The sequence below is a fragment of the Actinokineospora cianjurensis genome, from assembly GCF_003663795.1.
Lineage (GTDB): Bacteria > Actinomycetota > Actinomycetes > Mycobacteriales > Pseudonocardiaceae > Actinokineospora > Actinokineospora terrae.
This window is the reverse complement of sequence record NZ_RCDD01000009.1, coordinates 1-13,533: the sequence shown is the minus strand read 5'-3', so window position 1 is coordinate 13,533 and position 13,533 is coordinate 1. Positions and strand designations below refer to the sequence as shown.

The window sequence follows — 13,533 nt, the reverse complement described above, 5'->3', positions numbered from 1 at the left end:
CGTCCTTCGCACCCGGGCTGAGGGGGAGGATGATGCTGGACACACTGCACACTCTGGAAGTGTTGCGGCGCAAGGGTTTCGTGTCCCGATGGGGCACCGGTGCGGTGCTCGTGGTCGTGGTCGGGTGGTTGGCGCACACGGTGGTCACGAGCCCGAACCTGGACTGGGTGGTGATCGGGCAGTACTTCTTCTCGACCCCGGTCATGGAGGGTGTCGGGACCACCCTGGTGCTCACCTTCGCCACGCTGGGTATCGGCCTGGTGCTGGGCGCGGTGCTCGCCATGATGCGGCAGGCCCGCAACCCGGTCGCGGTCGCGGCGGCATCGGCCTACATCTGGTTCTTCCGCGGCGTGCCGCTGGTCGTGCAGATCGTGTTCTGGTTCAACCTGGCGCTGCTGTTCCCGACGCTGGGGTTCGCGCCGACGAACGCGGTGATCACCCCGTTCCTGGCCGCGATGCTGGGGCTGGGCCTGCACGAGGCCGCCTACCTGGCCGAGGTCATCCGCGGCGGGTTCCTCGCGGTGCCGCGCGGGCAGGTCGACGCGGCGCTGACGATCGGGATGACCCCGGCGCAGGCGACCAGGGCGATCGTGCTGCCGCAGTCGGTCCGGGTCATCCTCCCGGCGCTGGGCAACCAGTTCATCCTGATCCTCAAGGGCACCTCGCTGGTCTCGGTGATCGGCGGCGGTGACCTGATGACCAGGGCGCAGCAGATCTACGGGCAGAACTACCAGGTGATCGCGCTGCTGCTGGTGGCGACCGGGTGGTACCTGGTCCTGGTCAGCCTCGCGGGCGTCGGGCAGCGGTTCCTCGAACGGTGGGCGGCGTCATGAGCGGCGGTCTGCGGTTGCGCGGTCTGCGCAAGTCCTTCGGCGAGCTGGAGGTGCTGCGCGGGGTCGACCTGGACGTGGCGCCGGGCGAGGTGGTGTGCGTCATCGGCCCGTCCGGCAGCGGCAAGAGCACGCTGCTGCGCTGCGCCAACCACCTCGAACCGCTCGACGCCGGGTTCGTGCAGGTCGACGACGTGCTCGTCGGCTACGAACTGCGCGACGGGCGGCTGCACGAGAGCAGCGAGCGCGACATCGCCCGTGCCCGGCTGCGGATGGGCATGGTGTTCCAGCAGTTCAACCTGTTCAGCCACCTGACCGTGCTGCGCAACATCACCCTCGGGCCGGTCAAGGTCCTGCGCCGCGACCCGGTCGAGGTCGAGCGCGAGGCCCGCGACCTGCTGGCCAGGGTCGGCCTCACCGAGCACGCCGACAAGCTGCCCGGTCAGCTCTCCGGCGGGCAGCAGCAGCGGGTGGCGATCGCCCGCGCCATGGCCATGCGGCCGTCGGTGCTGCTGTTCGACGAACCCACCAGCGCGCTGGACCCGGAGCTGGTCGGCGAGGTGCTCGCGGTGATGCGCGGCCTGGCCGCCCAGGGCATGACCATGGTGGTGGTCACCCACGAGATCGGCTTCGCCGCCGAGGTCGCCGACACCGTGGTGTTCATGGCCGACGGCGTCGTGGTCGAGACCGGCCCGGCCGACCGGGTGCTGCGCTCCCCCGACTCCCCGCGGACCGCGGCCTTCCTCGCCCACGTCCGCCGACACCCCGACAAGGAGACCGACCATGCGTAGACCCCTGGCCGTCCTGGCCGCCATCGCCATCGCCGCCGCCGGGTGCGGTGACCCCGGCGCCGCCACCCAGCCCGCCGCGCCCTCGGCGTCGGACCTGCCCGCCAAGGACCAGAAGCTGCACGACATGCTGCCGCAGCGGATCAAGGACGCGGGCAAGCTGCACGTGGGCACGACCCTGCCGAACCTGCCCTACCTGCTCACCGACGCGAGCAACAACATCACCGGCGGGATCACACCGGACGTGGGCCGGGCGGTCGCCGCGAAGCTGGGGCTGGGCTACGAGATCGAGAACATCGCCTGGGAGGCACTGCTGCCGGGGCTGACGGCGGGCCGGTTCGACATGGCCGACGACGGGCTGTCCGACACCGAGGAGCGCCAGCGCGTGGGGGTGTTCGTGGACTACATGCAGTCCGCGAGCGTGCTGGTGACCGCGAAGTCGAACGAGGGCAAGTACAAGTCGGTGGACGACGCGTGCGGTAAGCGGATCGCCACGATCCGTGGCACCACCGACGTGCAGCACGCCGAGGAGATCTCCCAGGCGTGCGTGGGCAAGGGCAAGCAGGCGGCGGAGGCCCGGCAGTACCCGACCGCGCAGGACGCGGACCTGGCGCTGCGGTCCGGGCAGGCCGACTTCCAGGTCGCGGTGACCGAGCAGGCCAAGTACGCGATCAGCACGCAGAACGCCCCGATCGTGATCGTGTCCGAGGACTTCGCGCCGACTTATGTGGGCATGTACCTGCGCAAGGACGACACGCAACTGGCCGAGGCGCTGCTCGCCGCGCTCAAGGCGCTCAAGTCCGACGGGACACTGGACCGGATCATCGGCCACTATGGACTCAAGGCGCTGTCCGAGCCGGGGCTGAACCTGGCGACCAAGGGCGGCTGACCCGCCGGGGAGGTGGCATGGCCAGGTCGAGCACCCCGCCGCTGCCGCTGCACGAGATCGAGGTCCCGGTGCCCAGCGGCCTGTCGCCGTTCGCCATCGGGACCTTCGACGAGATCGGGTCGTTCACCAGGGCCCGGTTCCCGCACCGGCACGACTTCTACGAGATCCTCTACCTCACCGGCGGCGGCGGGACGCACGTGGTGGACTTCGAGCCGTACCCCATCGAGCCGCACTCGGTGTACGTGCTCGCCCCCGGCCAGGTGCACTTCTGGCAGGACACCGAGCTGATCCGCGGCCGGGTGCTGGTCTTCGCCGAGGAGTTCCTGCTCGCGCACCCCGGCGGCCTGCTGCCCGCGCCGGGGGGCAGCCCGCTGCTGCGGCTGACCGGGCCGCAGGTGGACCTGGTCGGCGGGATCCTCGACGACATCGACCGCGAGTACCGGACCAGGGCGGCGGGCTACGCCACCATGCTGCGGGCGCACCTGCACATCCTGCTGGTGCACGTCCAGCGGCTGCGGCAGGCGCACCCGCACGTCCCGGTGCCGTCGTCACTGGTCTGGCAGTTCACCCGGCTGGTGGCCAGGCACGTGCTGACCGAGCGCTCCGTCGGCGCCTACGCCGAGCGGATCGGCGTCACCGCCGGGCACCTCACCGACCTGGTGCGCGCCGCCCTGGGCACCACCCCAGGGGCGGTGATCCGGGCCGCGCTGGCGCTGGAGGCCAAGCGGCTGCTGGCCCAGACCGAGCTGGGCGTCGCCCAGGTCGCGCACCGGCTGGCGTTCGAGGACCCCTCGTACTTCGGCCGGTTCTTCAAGCGCGAGACCGGCACCAGCCCCGGTGACTTCCGCCGGGAGGTCCGGGAAAAGTACCAGATAGCCCGAGACGACTGACTGTCGTCGCAGGGGCCGGGTTCGTACCTTCGGTAGTACGCCAGATCGAAGGGAACCGTTGCCATGACAGGGAAGTTCGAGAAGTACATCGTCCGGAACATGGTCCGCGAGGAGCTGCCGAACGAGGGGGTCCTCGCCTACGGGGAGGTCGAGGGCGGTACCAGCGGCGCGCACGCGCTCATCAGCGGCTGGCAGGTGCCGGGCTGCCAGGTGCACATCGCCTACAGCTGGATCTACGAGGTGCCCACGCCCAACCCGTACGTCCTCGAGCACACGCACGAGTACGACGAGGTCCTGCTGTGGATGGGCTCCAACCCCAAGGACATCAACGACCTGGGCGCGGTCGCGGAACTGACCATCGAGGGCGAGGTGTACGAGATCTCCACCAGCGCGTCGGTCTACATCCCGGCAGGCGTGCGGCACTGCCCGCTGGGCTACAAGAGCGTCGACCGCCCGTTCCAGTTCATCGCGCTGTCCCTGCACCCGGAGTACAAGTCGTGACCGGGGCGCCTCTGCTGCGCGGCATCCACGAGTTCATCGACGCCCGACTGTCCGATCCGGACCTGACCCCGGCCGGGGTGGCCGCCGCCAACCACGTGTCCACGCGGCAGCTCTACCGCCTCTTCGAGACCGAGGGCACCACGGTCGCCCGCTGGATCCGCGACCGCCGCCTGGAGCGGTGCCGGGCGGACCTGCTGGCATCGGACCGCACCGGGGTGAGCACCGTCAGCGCCCGCTGGGGCATGCCGGACTCCTCCTACTTCAGCCGGGTCTTCCGCCAGCGCTACGGCTGCGCCCCCCGCGACTACCGCCGCACCGGCTCGGACTGACTCGCACTCCCCCGGGGCCGCCGAACCCACCCACGATCGGCGGCCCTGGGGAGAAGTAAACGGCCTCGGCATGTATCCACGCCCCGGTCGGCCTAGCCGCACCACCCGTTCGCCAACGCCACGGCGTCCCTTCCGGGCGCTTCCTCCCGGTTCTCCGCGGGGTTTCCACACTCCGTGGTCCTGCGTGCAGTCGGCAAATAACCGACCGGCCCAGCGGTATTCCTGCATCCCGATCATGTGACTGGGGCAGCAGAGGGGCTGTCGGCGCATTCCGGTGACGTGCGGACCAGACCCCCGAACCGGCTGATAGTCCTTGTCGTGTCGCAACGAACGAGAAGGAGTTCCATGCGCTCGATCGTCAGAAAACTGTCCACCGCGCTGGCCGCGCTCACCCTCGTCCCGGCGCTGCTGATCACCGCGGCCGCCCCCGCTTCCGCCTCCGCCGCGGGCTTCGGGTCGATCAGGGCGAGGAGCAACATGGCGATGTGCCTCGACATCTCGCGGGGCAGCACCAAGAACCACGAGCCGATCCAGATCTACTACTGCAACGGCGGCCAGAACCAGGCGTGGGACTTCACCCCGGACACCATCGGCCCGGACCACGCCAGCTACGGACTGCTCATCAACAGGGCCTCGGGCAAGTGCGTGGACGTCGAGAGCGCCAGCCTGGCGCCCGGCGCGCACATCGAGCAGTACACCTGCTACCCCGGCACGAGGAACCAGCTGTGGTCCTACGACTTCGCGTCCGGGCGGTTCCGCGCGCTGCACAGCGGTCTCTGCATCTCGGCCGTGGGACCGGGCAACAAGGTGCGCACCGTCCAGTGGCACTGCGCCGACTCCTCCCGCGCCACGGACTGGGAAGCCTGGTGATGCCCTAGCGGTCACCAACGGCGGTCCCTCCCCACCGGGGAGGGACCGCCGTCCGCTCACGACCCCAGTGGGGTGATCACGGGGCCGGGCGATGACGGGCTGGCCATGGGTCTGATTGGTGGCGATGACGGTCCACTGCTGCTTGCGGTCCGGGAGGCCGGGGCCCAGTTCGACGGTGGCGTAGACCAGGTACGTGTCCGGGGTCGCGTGCTGGCGGTAGCGGGTGAGCGGGACCGACAGCGTGGGCGGGTAGTCGGCGCGGGTGTCGTAGCTGAGGACCAGTTGGGCGTCGGTGACCTGCGCGGTCAGCACGCGCGGCGTGGCTGGCGGCTGGAGTGGCAGGTAGTGGGCGTTGGTGCGGACCTCGGGGCCGAGCCCGGCGAGGTTGATGTCCCGAGTGGACACCGTGTACCCCGCGCCGTAGGCCGTCCCGGTGGGGAGCGGGAAGTCAGCGCCCCACTCGGTGGTGTCGACCTGGGACGCGTCCGCCCGGTCCGGGCTACTCGACCTCGGTCAGGACGCGCTCGACGGAGCCGAGGCGGGTGCGCAGGTCGGTGAGCTGGGCGCGGGTCTCGGCGAGTTCCACGACGAGGGACTCCTGGGCGGACACCGCGCGCTGGGCGAGGTCGCGGTAGGCGGCGTCCCTGGCGACGGCGGCCCTGGCGCGGACCGAGGCGGCGACCTGCCAGACGATCACGGTGAGCAGCACGAACACGCCGACCACGCCGACGACCTCTTGCCAGCCGCGGATTCCCATGTCAGTCCGTCCCTTCGTCCGCCTGCTTGGCGGTGAGCGTCTCGGCGGCCTCGGCGATGCCCGCGGGGGTGAGCGCGAACGCGAACGGCACGACCTCGTAGAACTTCATGGCCTTGCCGTCCGGCGAGAGTTCCAGCGTCGAGGTGACCAGGCCCGCCGACTCCAGCCTGCGCAGGTGGACCTGCAGCAGCGCCCGGCTGATCCCCAGGGTCCGCGCCAGTTCGCTGACGTAGGCGCGGTCGCCGACCAGTGCCGCGATCACCCGCAGCCGGTGCGGGTTGGCCAGCGTCGCCAGGACCCGCACGAGGTCGTCCCCGGACGGTGTCACCGCCCCCACCAGCACATAGCAACAGAAGTTAGCACATGCCAATAGCCACTAGCAGGCTACCGGCAGCTCCATCGCCCGCCGCCGATCACATGCTAACTTTCACTTGCAGGTGCAGCACTCCACTAGCGCACCGTTTTCCAGGGGGAACTCAGCATGCGACGCACTCAAGACCACCGGCCGGGCGTGGCCGAACGGGTCACCGACTGGTCGATCCGGCACCGCGGGACCGCGATCCTCGGGTGGCTCGGCCTGGTCGCGTTGGCGCTGGTGGCGAGCGTGGCCATCGGCGGCAGGGACGCGGCGAACCTGCCGCCCGGCGAGGGCGGGGCGGCCCAGGCGGCGCTCAACGAGCAGGGCGAGCACCCGCGCTACCACGAGAACGTGCTGGTCCAGGCCCTGGAACCGGGCGGTCCCGACTTCCTGGACGACCCGCGGACGGTCGCCGCGGCGCGGGACCTCGTCACGAGGCTGCGCGAGCACCCCGAAGCGGTCAGCGACGTCAGGTCGCCGCTGGAAGCCGTGCCGGGGTACGTCTCCGCCGACCGGAGGTCGGGGCTGGTCTCGTTCACCGTGAACTGGCCGGTCGAGCGGTTCGAGCAGCACATGGCGACGGCCACCGGCGCGGTCGCCGCGGTGGCGGCCGGGCACCCGGCGGTCCGGGTCGCGCAGGCCGGTGACCGCAGCCTGATCTCGGCGGTCGACGCCGCGGTGAAGGCGGACCTGCACCGGTCGCACCTGCTGTCGCTGCCGTTCGTGCTGGTCATCCTGCTGGTGGTGTTCGGATCGGTGGTGGCGGCCGGGGTGCCGGTGCTGCTGACCGGTACCGCCATCGCGGGCGCGGTCGGGCTGGTCGGGGTGCTCGGCAAGGTGATCCCGATCAACAGCGCGGCCTCGGCGATGATCGTGCTGGTCGGGGTGGCGGTCGGCGTCGACTACTCGCTGTTCGCCCTGCGCCGCTACCGCGAGGAACGGCGGGCGGGGCACGACGAGGTGACGGCGCTGCGCACGACGGCGCGCACGTCCGGGCACGTGGTGCTGGTCTCCGGGATGACGGTCGTGCTGTGCCTCGGCGGGCTGCTGTTCACCGGGCTCGGCGTGTTCGTCGGCGTCACGATCGGACTGGCGCTGGTCGTCGCGCTGGCGGTCCTCGCCTCGGTCACGGTGCTGCCCGCCGTGCTGGCCGCGCTCGGGCCCAGGGTGGACAAGTGGCGCGTGCGACGGGTGAACACCGTGGGCGAGTCGCGGTTCTGGACCGGGATCGCGCGCGGGGTGGTCGCCAAACCGCTGCTGTGGGGCGGCCTCGGCGTGCTTGCGCTGCTGGTGCTGGCGGTGCCCGCGCTCGACATGCGGTTGCAGGACGCGGCTTCGACCAACAGCCTGCCACAGGAAGTGGCCACTGTGGACTCGGCGATCCGGATGGGCGAGGCGTTCCCTGGAGTGCCCGTACCCGCTCAGGTCGTGGTGTGGCGGCCGGACGGGGAGTCAGCGGACACGTCCGAGGTACGGGCGGCGATCGATCGGCTGCACGGGCGGATCGCGGCGAGCGGTGGGCTGCTCGCGGAACCGTTCACTGTGGACCGGGTCGACAACGCTGTCGTGATCCGGGTGCCGTTGGCCGGGTCGAGCACGGATGAGCTTTCGGTCCGCGCCCTGGAGTTGTTGCGCACCAAGGTCATACCCGAGACGGTCGGCGCGGTGGGCGGAGTCGAGGCCGCGGTGACCGGGCGAACGGCGACGGCGGCCGACTTCGTGGCGGAGGTGCGGGCGAACACCTGGCTGGTGTTCGGGTACGTGCTGCTGGTGTCGTTGCTGTTGATGCTGGTCGTGTTCAGGTCCCTGGCGATCCCGGTGCTGTCGATCCTGCTGAACCTGCTCTCACTCGGCGCCGCGTACGGGGTGGTCACCTGGGTGTTCCAGGAGGGGAACCTCCACTCGCTGCTCGGGTTCACCTCCTACGGCGCGGTGATGAGCTGGCTGCCGCTGTTCCTGTTCGTCGTCCTGTTCGGACTGAGCACGGACTACCACCTGTTCATCCTCAGCCGGGTCCGCGAGCGGTGGGCGGCCGGGGCGACCGCGCGCGAGGCGGTGGTCGGTGGCATCGGGCACAGCGCGGGGGTGGTCTCCAGCGCCGCGGTGGTCATGGTCGTGGTGTTCGCCGTGTTCATCACCCTGACCTCCATCGAGAACAAGATGCTGGGGGTGGGACTCGCGGTCGCGGTGGCGCTCGACGCGACCGTCGTGCGCGGGGTGCTGCTGCCCGCGGCGTTGGCGGTGCTCGGCGAGCGGGCGTGGGTCCCCGGGCGGGTCAGGCGGCGATCGGGAGGTCGGTGACGCCGGCGAACAGGTGGGCGCCCTTGCCGGTGAGGGTCACGCGGCGGATCTGGGTGCTGGCGGGCTCGACGGCGATGAGGCCGCGGCGCAGCAGGGCGGCGAGGACGTCGGACTGCCACAGCGGCAGGGTGCCCGCGGGGGTGCCGTCGAGGTAGGCCCAGCGGAAGCCGGTCAGGCTGTCGGAGTCGCCCACCTGGAACAGGACGGCGCCCTCGGAGACGTCGAACAGGGTGGCCATCACGTCGTCCTCGGTCATCGCGATCCGGGCGATGTCGTTGGTGGCGGTAGCGGCGGTGGCGGCGGCGAAGGTGGTGTTCACGGTGCGCTCCTCGGTGTTCGGGGTGATGGACTCATCCTTGCCCGGCCGGGGCGCCCCGGGCATGAGAAGTACCCGCAGCACTCTCGGTCCGCACCCGGCCCGCAACCGTCAGCACGCGCCGGAGTCGTTGTCCATCAACGGATCGAGTGACACCAGTCCGACCAAGACAGCGGGGTTCGGTGACTTGCCGTACGTCGTCGCTGCCTATGTGGGTGACACGCCGCATCACTGTTCCGAGTGGCCAGTGGGTTGTGGCTCGCACGCAGGGTGATCCGGCTACTCCCACTCCCACCGGATGCCGCACACGCTCGACTCGGCGTTCTCCGCGGCCACCACGGCCGTCCCGGACCCGCTGAGCACCAACTCCCGCTCCGTGCGCCCCTCCCCCGGCCGGTCGGCGTCGAACCGGTAGCACCGGACCGGCAGCCGGTCCCCGTCGAACCTGACCTCCACGGTGTAGAGGCCGATCGGGTCGCTGAACGCGCGGAAGTACTCGCACTCCCCGAACCGCTGGCCGACGTCGAACCCGTACTCGACGACGAACGCGTCGCCAGCGCGGTGGTGGCGGTCGAGCAGGAACTCGGCGCCGACCAGGCCGCAGTCGTAGTCCCGCCGGACCCGGCCGACCCGGCAGTGCCTGGTGGCGAACGCGGTGATCCGGTCGAGGTCGTACCCCGGTCCGGCGTAGCTCACCGCGAAGCACCGGTCGACGCCGTCCGCGCGGGCCTCGGCCACCACCCGGGTGCCGACGTGGCCGAGCAGGCCCGCGCCGGTGAGCACGACCTCCTCCTGCGCGCACAGCACCCGGGCCGGGGCGCGGTCCGACGGGCAGATCCGCTCGACGATGTCGGACACGGCGTCGGCGTGCGGCAGCCCGTCGTAGCGGGTGCCTGCTCGGCGGCCACGGGGGCGGGGCGGGCCGAGCGCACCGGTCAGGGTGCGTTCGCGCAGGTCGAGCACCTCTTCCAGGGCGGCGACCGCGCGCAGCGACCTGGCGCGCTCCGGCTGGTGCGTGCCGGTCTGCCAGGTGCTGAGGGTGGCCACCGACACCGAGATGCCCCGGCGCAGCAACCGCGTCCGGACACCGTGCAGGGTCAGCCCGCTCGCGCGCATCGCGGCCCGCAGCGCCGCGGCGAAGGGGGACACCGGCACAGCCTCACCCCCGCCCTTCATCGAGCAGGTGACGCTAGTGGAAATTCCAGGGTTCTTCCAGACCCGCCCGCCATTGTGGCGAACTCCGGCGAGGTCTACCTGGGATTCACACCGAATTGTCGCTTTCCCATTTCAGAGTGCGGGCGTTCCCGGTTCTTTGCCAATTTATCTCCCCCCGCCCGCGTGCCTACCGTGGCCACGTCCGTCCCGACCCGTGGAGTGGAGAATCCCCTGTCCCTGCGTAGGTTCACCATCGCGACCGTCCTCGGCGCCGCCCTCACCGTCACCCCGCTGGTCGCGGGTTCGGCCACCGCCGCGCCCGCCGCCCCGAGCCAGTCGACCGCGGTCCGCACCATCACCATCAGCGGCAGCGGCGAATACGCCGGCATCGGCCACGGCTCCGGCACCACCTCCACCGGCGAGGTCGCCTACGAGATCTTCGACCACACCCACACCGGCTGATACCCCCACGGACTGGAGCGGGAGTGGCACAGGGGTGCACTCCCGCTCCACCCACGCGCACGGCTCTACCGGTCAGCGGCGATCGGTTGGGTTGTCGGGCCGTGGAGGGCGTTGGTGGACCAGGCGGTGGGGAGGGTGAAGGTGAAGAGGGCGCCGCCGGTGGGGTTGTCGGTGGCGGTGATGGTGCCGCCGTGGCGTTCGACGACGCGCTTGCAGATGGCCAGGCCCAGGCCGGTGCCGGTGTGGGTGGTGTGGCGGTGGGCGCGGTGGAAGTTGTCGAAGATGATCTCGTGTTGGCCCGGGGGGATGCCGATGCCGTTGTCGGCGATGGTGACGTGGACCAGGTCGCCGCGGACCTCGCTGGTGATGTCCACGTTGGCCACGGTGCCGGGGGCGGTGTACTTGACCGCGTTGCCGATGAGGTTGTCCAGCAGCTGCCGGACCAGCACGGCGTCGGCGTTGACCACGGGCAGCGCGCCGATGGTGAACACCGGTACCGGCAGTCCCGCGGCTGCGGCGCTGTCGGAGCGGGCGGCGGCGATGTCCGTGGCCAGTTCCGAGAGGTCCACGCGGGTGGGGGCGATGGCGGCGTCGCGGGCGGTGGTGTACGCGAGCAGGTCGTTGATGAGCCCGCGCATGCGGCCGGTGGAGCGCTTGACCCGGACGAGCCCCTGGCGGGCGCGGTCGACCATCGGGCCGCTCGGGGCGTCCTGCAGGGCCTCGTCGGCGTCGTCGGTCCAGCCCTCGGCGGCGGTGAGCGGGTTGAGCAGGTCGTGCGCGACCACCCCGGCGAACGCGGCGAGCTCGTCGCGGTGCCGCCGCTCGGCGGTGACGTCGTGGAACAGCACCACGGCGTTGTGCCCACCCTGCTGGTCGGGCAGCGCGGTGGTGCGGACGTTGATGATCCGCCCGTCCGGCACGCCGGGGTTGCGGACCAGCACGTCCAGCGGCTCGACCTGCTCGCCGGAGGCCAGCCGCACGTGCGGCATCTCGGCGGCGCTGAGCGGGGTCCCGTCGAGGTGGTAGAAGCCGTAGTGGCCGCTGTCGACCACGGTGTCGTCCGGGCTGATGCGGCCGCCGAGCAGGCGCAGCGCGGCCGGGTTGCGCAGCGTGATGCGGCCATCGGCGTCCACCACGGACAGCCCGTCGGCCATGGAGTCGATGATGGCCCTGGTCAGCGCCGCGCGGCGGTTGGTCTCGGCGGTCTCCAGCGCCAACTGCCCGACCAGGGTGTCGCGCTCGTCGCGGCTCAGCGCCAGCGCGAACCCGATGACCGCCACCACGGTCACGAACAGCTGCACCACCAGCGCACGCACCGCGGTGGACTCCACGGCGGCGAAGGGTCCGTCACCGTGGATGGTGAACAGCACGGCCACGACGGCCACCGACAGGGTGTGCAGCGCCACGAACGTGGTGGGCAGCCGGACCGCCGCCCACACCGTCAGCGCGATCAGCGTCGAGGCCACCGGCAGCCCGTGGGTGGTGCCGAAGCCCACCGCGTACGCCCCGACCGAGCAGAGGATCACCAGCGCGCACTCGGCCGGGATCGCGGCCCCGCCGCAGGTCACCGACGGGTCGCGCCTGGCGGCCCACCGGGTGGCGACGGTGCGGGCCACGCACAACCCGGCCAGGCCCACCACCAGCACGCCCGCGAAGTTGCGGGCCATCCACACCGCGAGGGTGATGACCGAGAAGTGCCTGTTGACCAGCCACAGCCCGGCGGTCCCCAGCACGGCACCGGTGGAGGCGGCCAGGTACGCCGCGGCGAGCACCCGCCACAGGTCGCGCGGCCCCTGCAAGCCGCCCTCGGGTCTCAGCGACCACAGCGCGGGCCGCCAGCGGGTGATGAGCACGACGAACACCGACACCTGGGCCAGGTTGGACACCACGAACACCACGGCCTGCCCGGCGCTGGCGTTGGTCAGCATGTTCACCACGATCGTGGTGACCGCGAAGGCGACCACGTCCACCCGCAGGTCGGCGACGCCGCGCTGCGCGCAGAACCACATCATGGCGACACCCGCGGCGGGCCACACCAGGCTCAGGCTCGTCTGGTCGAGCACGGTCAGCCTGCCCGCCACCGTCGCGACGACGTAGAGGGCGGTGAACGCCGCCGTGCGGGCCAGCGGGTAGGACAGCACCGAGTCGGGAGAGGGGGTGGGCGTTCTGGTGAACCGGGTTCCACGCAACCGCACTAGACCAACCCCTCCGCGTCCCCTTCACCGAGCAGACCCCGCAGCGCCGTCCTGAGCCGGTCGCCGCTGGAGGGCTTGCCCACGTAGACCGCCCGCGCGTCGCGCATCCGCTGGACGTCCGCGGCCGACCACAGCACGCTCAGGAAGATGGCGGGCAGGTGCTCGTCGTACTCGCGGAGCCGGTGCAGCAGGTCGACCCCGTCCATCCCCGGCATCGCCACGTCCAGCACCACCGCGTGCGGCAACCCGTTGCGCTCGACGGCGGCCAGCGCCAGCACCGCGCTCTCCACCGCGAGCACCTCGTGGTGGTCCTCCCGCAGCCACTGGGCGACCAGGTCGCGGACGTCGGTGTCGTCCTCGACGACCAGCACACGAGCCACGGTGCCTCCCCACCCGAACTCCGCTGCCCCTACTGACACCGAGGAGCACTGGCGTCACCCCCGCGTGACCCGGACCCCTCCACTCCACCACGCACCGGCCCCACGCGCGATCCGAGCGGTGCCGATTCCCCCCACCACCCGCCCCCACTTCTCCACCCGGCGTCGTTCCCGACCTGGGTCGGTCGGCTTCCCCTGTGGACGATGTTCGACAACGAGGTGTCGCGATCGAACGCGGTGAGCGCGGTTCGTCGATCGGGCACACCATCCGCAGCCACAGCCCGGAAACGCCAAATTGGCCGTACCCGCTGGATGACTGGGGAAGCCAGCGGGTACGGCCAAGAGAGGTCGCGCTGTCCCGCAAGCCGGTCCTAGGGGCCGGGACAGCGCGCCCACTCAGCTCTTGGGCATGAGGACCGAGTCGATCAGGTACACGGTGGCGTTGGCGGTCTTCACGCCGCCGCAGATCACGTTGGCGTCGTTGACCTTCAGGTTGTCGCCGGAGCCGGTGACCT

16 protein-coding genes are annotated in these 13,533 nt (G+C 71.3%); 9 read left to right on the top strand and 7 right to left on the bottom strand.

The window, feature by feature from the left end; translation table 11 throughout:
- Window positions 1–29 precede the first annotated feature (29 nt).
- The 7 genes from CLV68_RS30940 to CLV68_RS30910 all read left to right on the top strand — a co-directional run bounded on the left by CLV68_RS30940 (window position 30) and on the right by CLV68_RS30910 (window position 5,097).
- Window positions 30–833, top strand: a complete 804-nt coding sequence (locus tag CLV68_RS30940; RefSeq protein WP_246010205.1) for an amino acid ABC transporter permease — start codon at window positions 30–32, stop codon at window positions 831–833.
- Window positions 830–1,621: an amino acid ABC transporter ATP-binding protein gene (locus CLV68_RS30935; protein ID WP_121394651.1), complete on the top strand. Its 792-nt coding sequence runs from the start codon at window positions 830–832 to the stop codon at window positions 1,619–1,621. The genes CLV68_RS30940 and CLV68_RS30935 overlap by 4 nt, the downstream gene beginning before the upstream one ends.
- Window positions 1,614–2,507 (top strand): transporter substrate-binding domain-containing protein, encoded by an 894-nt coding sequence (locus CLV68_RS30930; RefSeq protein WP_121394543.1) that lies wholly within the window; start codon window positions 1,614–1,616, stop codon window positions 2,505–2,507. The genes CLV68_RS30935 and CLV68_RS30930 overlap by 8 nt, the downstream gene beginning before the upstream one ends.
- 17 nt (window positions 2,508–2,524) lie before the next feature.
- A complete protein-coding gene (locus CLV68_RS30925; RefSeq protein WP_121394542.1) occupies window positions 2,525–3,397 on the top strand; it encodes a helix-turn-helix domain-containing protein in 873 nt (290 codons plus the stop codon).
- Window positions 3,398–3,460: 63 nt separating this feature from the next.
- Window positions 3,461–3,898: a cupin domain-containing protein gene (locus tag CLV68_RS30920; protein WP_092784467.1), complete on the top strand. Its 438-nt coding sequence runs from the start codon at window positions 3,461–3,463 to the stop codon at window positions 3,896–3,898.
- Window positions 3,895–4,227 carry a helix-turn-helix domain-containing protein gene (locus CLV68_RS30915; RefSeq protein WP_211346830.1) on the top strand — a complete coding sequence of 111 codons (333 nt, stop codon included), beginning with the start codon at window positions 3,895–3,897 and terminating at the stop codon, window positions 4,225–4,227. Before CLV68_RS30920 ends, CLV68_RS30915 begins: the two co-directional genes overlap by 4 nt.
- 345 nt (window positions 4,228–4,572) lie before the next feature.
- Window positions 4,573–5,097, top strand: coding sequence for an RICIN domain-containing protein (locus tag CLV68_RS30910; protein ID WP_121394540.1), 525 nt, complete (start codon window positions 4,573–4,575; stop codon window positions 5,095–5,097).
- Window positions 5,098–5,596: 499 nt separating this feature from the next.
- Here the strand turns inward: CLV68_RS30910 and CLV68_RS30905 are convergent, their stop codons facing one another.
- Together CLV68_RS30905 and CLV68_RS30900 are read right to left on the bottom strand one after the other, a co-directional pair.
- Window positions 5,597–5,854 carry a hypothetical protein gene (locus tag CLV68_RS30905; protein ID WP_121394539.1) on the bottom strand — a complete coding sequence of 86 codons (258 nt, stop codon included), beginning with the start codon at window positions 5,852–5,854 and terminating at the stop codon, window positions 5,597–5,599.
- Between the two features lies 1 nt (window position 5,855).
- The gene (locus CLV68_RS30900; RefSeq protein ID WP_246010204.1) at window positions 5,856–6,182 is read right to left on the bottom strand and encodes an ArsR/SmtB family transcription factor; all 327 of its coding nucleotides are present in this window, start codon (window positions 6,180–6,182) and stop codon (window positions 5,856–5,858) included.
- A 153-nt stretch (window positions 6,183–6,335) separates the two neighbouring features.
- On the opposite strand from CLV68_RS30900, the gene CLV68_RS30895 reads away from it, so the two are divergent.
- The gene (locus CLV68_RS30895) at window positions 6,336–8,513 is read left to right on the top strand and encodes an MMPL family transporter (RefSeq protein WP_246010203.1); all 2,178 of its coding nucleotides are present in this window, start codon (window positions 6,336–6,338) and stop codon (window positions 8,511–8,513) included.
- Here the strand turns inward: CLV68_RS30895 and CLV68_RS30890 are convergent.
- Complete coding sequence (locus CLV68_RS30890; protein ID WP_246010202.1) at window positions 8,488–8,895, bottom strand: hypothetical protein; 408 nt, start codon at window positions 8,893–8,895, stop codon at window positions 8,488–8,490. The two genes, CLV68_RS30895 and CLV68_RS30890, sit on opposite strands and share 26 nt — an antisense overlap.
- A gap of 213 nt (window positions 8,896–9,108) precedes the next feature.
- Window positions 9,109–9,984 carry a hypothetical protein gene (locus CLV68_RS30885; RefSeq protein WP_147460235.1) on the bottom strand — a complete coding sequence of 292 codons (876 nt, stop codon included), beginning with the start codon at window positions 9,982–9,984 and terminating at the stop codon, window positions 9,109–9,111.
- A 192-nt stretch (window positions 9,985–10,176) separates the two neighbouring features.
- Between CLV68_RS30885 and CLV68_RS30880 the strand changes: the two genes are divergently transcribed.
- Window positions 10,177–10,446 carry a hypothetical protein gene (locus tag CLV68_RS30880; RefSeq protein WP_147460234.1) on the top strand — a complete coding sequence of 90 codons (270 nt, stop codon included), beginning with the start codon at window positions 10,177–10,179 and terminating at the stop codon, window positions 10,444–10,446.
- Between the two features lie 65 nt (window positions 10,447–10,511).
- Here CLV68_RS30880 and CLV68_RS30875 read toward each other — a convergent pair whose 3' ends face one another.
- From CLV68_RS30875 to CLV68_RS30865, 3 genes are all read right to left on the bottom strand, one after another.
- Window positions 10,512–12,641 (bottom strand): ATP-binding protein, encoded by a 2,130-nt coding sequence (locus tag CLV68_RS30875; RefSeq protein ID WP_246010201.1) that lies wholly within the window; start codon window positions 12,639–12,641, stop codon window positions 10,512–10,514.
- Complete coding sequence (locus tag CLV68_RS30870; protein WP_170224693.1) at window positions 12,641–13,021, bottom strand: response regulator transcription factor; 381 nt, start codon at window positions 13,019–13,021, stop codon at window positions 12,641–12,643. Before CLV68_RS30870 ends, CLV68_RS30875 begins: the two co-directional genes overlap by 1 nt.
- A gap of 393 nt (window positions 13,022–13,414) precedes the next feature.
- The coding region (locus CLV68_RS30865; protein WP_211346839.1) for a fasciclin domain-containing protein at window positions 13,415–13,533 on the bottom strand (119 nt) is incomplete at its 5' end.

Excerpts from the sequence above, each read along its gene's own strand:
- CLV68_RS30910 (WP_121394540.1), top strand. The coding sequence starts at position 4,573 with ATGCGCTCGATCGTCAGAAAACTGTCCACCGCGCTGGCCGCGCTCACC.
- CLV68_RS30895 (WP_246010203.1), top strand. The coding sequence starts at position 6,336 with ATGCGACGCACTCAAGACCACCGGCCGGGCGTGGCCGAACGGGTCACC.
- CLV68_RS30930 (WP_121394543.1), top strand. The coding sequence starts at position 1,614 with ATGCGTAGACCCCTGGCCGTCCTGGCCGCCATCGCCATCGCCGCCGCC.
- CLV68_RS30935 (WP_121394651.1), top strand. The coding sequence starts at position 830 with ATGAGCGGCGGTCTGCGGTTGCGCGGTCTGCGCAAGTCCTTCGGCGAG.
- CLV68_RS30920 (WP_092784467.1), top strand. The coding sequence starts at position 3,461 with ATGACAGGGAAGTTCGAGAAGTACATCGTCCGGAACATGGTCCGCGAG.
- CLV68_RS30940 (WP_246010205.1), top strand. The coding sequence starts at position 30 with ATGATGCTGGACACACTGCACACTCTGGAAGTGTTGCGGCGCAAGGGT.
- CLV68_RS30905 (WP_121394539.1), bottom strand. The coding sequence starts at position 5,854 with ATGGGAATCCGCGGCTGGCAAGAGGTCGTCGGCGTGGTCGGCGTGTTC.
- CLV68_RS30890 (WP_246010202.1), bottom strand. The coding sequence starts at position 8,895 with ATGCCCGGGGCGCCCCGGCCGGGCAAGGATGAGTCCATCACCCCGAAC.
- CLV68_RS30925 (WP_121394542.1), top strand. The coding sequence starts at position 2,525 with ATGGCCAGGTCGAGCACCCCGCCGCTGCCGCTGCACGAGATCGAGGTC.